Source organism: Moorena sp., from assembly GCF_982860115.1.
The window spans coordinates 1-3,128 of sequence record NZ_CEYLVT010000411.1; the positions used below are offsets into that span (position 1 = coordinate 1).

The following is a 3,128-nucleotide window of genomic DNA, read 5'->3' on the forward strand; positions in this document are numbered from 1 at the left end:
ACCTAATACCTAATACCTAATACCTAATACCTAATACCTAATACCTAATACCTATTACCTATTACCTATTACCTATTACCACTAATTCTAGATTCAGTAAAGTACTAAGCCTAAAATTCCAGCAATCGGGATAATCAACAGCACCTTCACGCGGAACCGCCACATGGCAACTAGGGCTGCGGCAAAGATCACCAGGCTGCCAAGATGAAATTCAGCACTCCCAGCTACTACAATAGCAGCGGTAATGATCATGCCAATGACGGCAGGACGAATTCCTTTGAGCGCCGCCTGAATCACTGTAGATTCTTTGATATGTTTCAATAAGTGGGAACAGGTTACCATCAGCAGTCCTGGTGGTAAGAAAATGCCTACTGTTGCTACTATTGCTCCGGAAATCCCTTTGACCACATAACCGATGAAGGCAGCACTGATCAGAATTGGTCCAGGAGTAATTTGTCCGATTGCGATCGCATTAGCAAATTCTGTCTGAGTCACCCAACCGTAACTATTCACCACCACTTCTTGAATCAGGGGAATGAACACGTAGCCTCCACCAAATAGCATCAGGCTCATGCCGGAAAATGTCACGAATAGTTTCCCGAGGCTGGTTTCCCCCAAAAAGGGTAGGGGAATCATAGAAAGCAAGGGAAAACTAAGGAGGATGACCAAGGTGACTGATAGCTTCAGCCAGGAAATCCCTTCAATTGACTCCTGAATGGGTTGAGCTTGAGAACTTTCCTGTCCCAACTGCTGAGTGTCACGTAACCAAAACCATCCTGCCAATCCAGAACCCACCACCACTAGCACAGTAATGTAGAATCCTCCTACTACCTTAAGTAGGACTGCCGCTATCAAAGCAATCAGTAGTTCGCGCCAGCCTTTGATCGCTTTTTTGCTCATGCGCCTGGCGGCACTCAAGATGATTGCCGCCACCGCAGGAATAAATCCCGCAAAGGCTTTTTGAAGTGCTGGAATTTCCCCGAGCTGGAGATAAGCAATGGTTAGACCAATTACCAGGATAAAAGAAGGGAGCAACACACCAATAGCACTGACTACAGCCCCATTAGTCCTCCCCAAGCGATAGCCCACATAGGCTACTACGTTAGCAGCAACTGGGCCAGGTAAAACAGTGGCTAAGGAGATGCCGTCCAGCATATCTTCATGGGTGAGGAGTTTGTGCCGCCGCACCATCCGATTCTCCACTACGGAAATCAGAGCCATGAAACCGCCAAACGCTGTACTACCGATCTTGAAAAAGTTCCAGAACAGAAACCAAAGGGATACCGACTCGGAATTTTCCGAGTTTACATGCAGTTTTTTTAACATAGTCAGTTCTTTAAGCCACTACGGTCTGACGTGCTTTAATCTCTTTGAGCAGAGTGGCTTGGCGATCTCGTCGCTTTAAGTCCTCAGGATCCATTTTTTGGCGTGCCTCTGCTTTTAAGCTTTGGTTAATCGCATTAAATTTAGCGATCGCAGTGCTGCTGAATTTGATTTCTTTCCCTTTAAGAATTCCAACCCGTTCGTAACCAAGAGCATCAAGTACATCTCCCGCCACCAATTCAAAAATCAGAATTTCCTCATCCGTAGCTTCTTGAAGAAACTTCTTAGTGTTTTGTTTAATTACAGGTTGGGTTACATTAGTCCATAAGGAGCTAGACGTTGCAGCATTCGAGGCTTCCTGGGATTGATGGAAATCCAGCATCTCAGGAGTATACTGCACGCCTAGGAAATTACACAGATCCTGCAGGGTAGTCTCAGGAGAGCTGATTAGGGTTTCATAACTGATGCTGAAAAACCTATCGGGACTTAAGCGAGAGCGCATCTGGAGTGCTAAACGCTGGGCTTTTGCCCATTCTTGAGCAATATGGTAGAAGTGCTTTTCCCCAACCACTGCCTTCTTAAAAGAAAGCGCTACATCTCGACCATCCCGGTACAAATAGATAAATTTAGCGTTTTCCAAGTAAGCGGTAATCTCTGGCAGGTAGTAAACGTTGGCTAAACTTTTGCAACACCATTGCTGTGCTCCCCAAGTTTGTGCCATAATATCGTAAACAGAGGCAAATATCGCCACCAAAGACCGCTCTCGGCAAAGGGAAATTACTTCCTTTGTATTTAAATTCACACCCTCCCAAGGAACGGGATTGAGTTCCACTAAACGACACACATCATTGACTAAGAGGGTAAAGGTGTCCGTTTGACTCAAATCCCCATAGGTAGGTAGTAATGGCATCATCCGCTGCAATATGTGAGGGGAGTGGGGAGCAGCGAGATCACCAATCTGATTCAACATCAGGCGCAACAAATTAGAGCCTGAGCGTTGGGTGCCGATCATAAAAATAGACATAACTTTGAGCTATCCTCATCACTGAATTCCAATTGCTGACCTTGATCACCGATTAAGTAGAAGCAGCCATCAGAAAACGTTGTGGTTGCAATGCAGCACAATAAAAGCTTGGTCTTCACCAAACCAACTTTCCCTAGCTGGGAGTGGAGCGGTGTTTAGCTAACTAACCGTAAGCATATGCGCGAAGCGCACGCTACTTGAGGTGCTATCAGCTCTCAGCTCTCAGCTCTCAGCTCTCAGCTCTCAGCCATTCGCGTAGCGCATATGCTTACAAATTGTTTAACAACCGATAAGCGCGTTTATATCTTGGTTGTAAACAAAATTATTGCCGGAAACAGCAAAAGCTAAGAGGCAAAAGTCAAGATGGGAAAGAGATACAGATTTTTATTGGACAATAAAAAAAGACCTGCTATGTTTACATCTGATTTATAAATCCTATAAACCAGATCACACCTTCGTTAACTGATTACCCTATCCCGGATAACAGCCGAAAATTAAGCACTATGACTAAAGTAGATAGGTTAAATGATTGACATTAAGACTGTAGCTTAATGGGGTGATGGGAGAATAACATCAAGTTCGGTTGAATACCGATAATAAAAGTGTGAGGAGATGGGGAGATGGGGAGATGGGGAGATGGGGAGATGGGGAGATGGGGGAGATTTTTATTAAGCGATGCAGCGCCGCCAAAGGGGGTTTCCACGGGGCTTACAAGGTGCGGACGCAGGTTCCGCACACAGCCCCTCCCCATGAGCGACTGCATCAAGACAGGGTAATTATC

The 3,128-nt window shown here is 45.5% G+C and carries 2 protein-coding genes; both read right to left on the reverse strand.

All coding sequences use genetic code 11. The features are described 5' to 3' along the window. Nucleotides 1-93: 93 nt before the first annotated feature. The gene (gene chrA / locus AC4II3_RS32165; protein WP_488013834.1) at nucleotides 94-1,326 is read right to left on the reverse strand and encodes a chromate efflux transporter; all 1,233 of its coding nucleotides are present in this window, start codon (nucleotides 1,324-1,326) and stop codon (nucleotides 94-96) included. 10 nt (nucleotides 1,327-1,336) lie between these two features. Then, nucleotides 1,337-2,347, reverse strand: coding sequence for a sulfotransferase family protein (locus AC4II3_RS32170; protein ID WP_488013836.1), 1,011 nt, complete (start codon nucleotides 2,345-2,347; stop codon nucleotides 1,337-1,339). Nucleotides 2,348-3,128 lie beyond the last annotated feature (781 nt).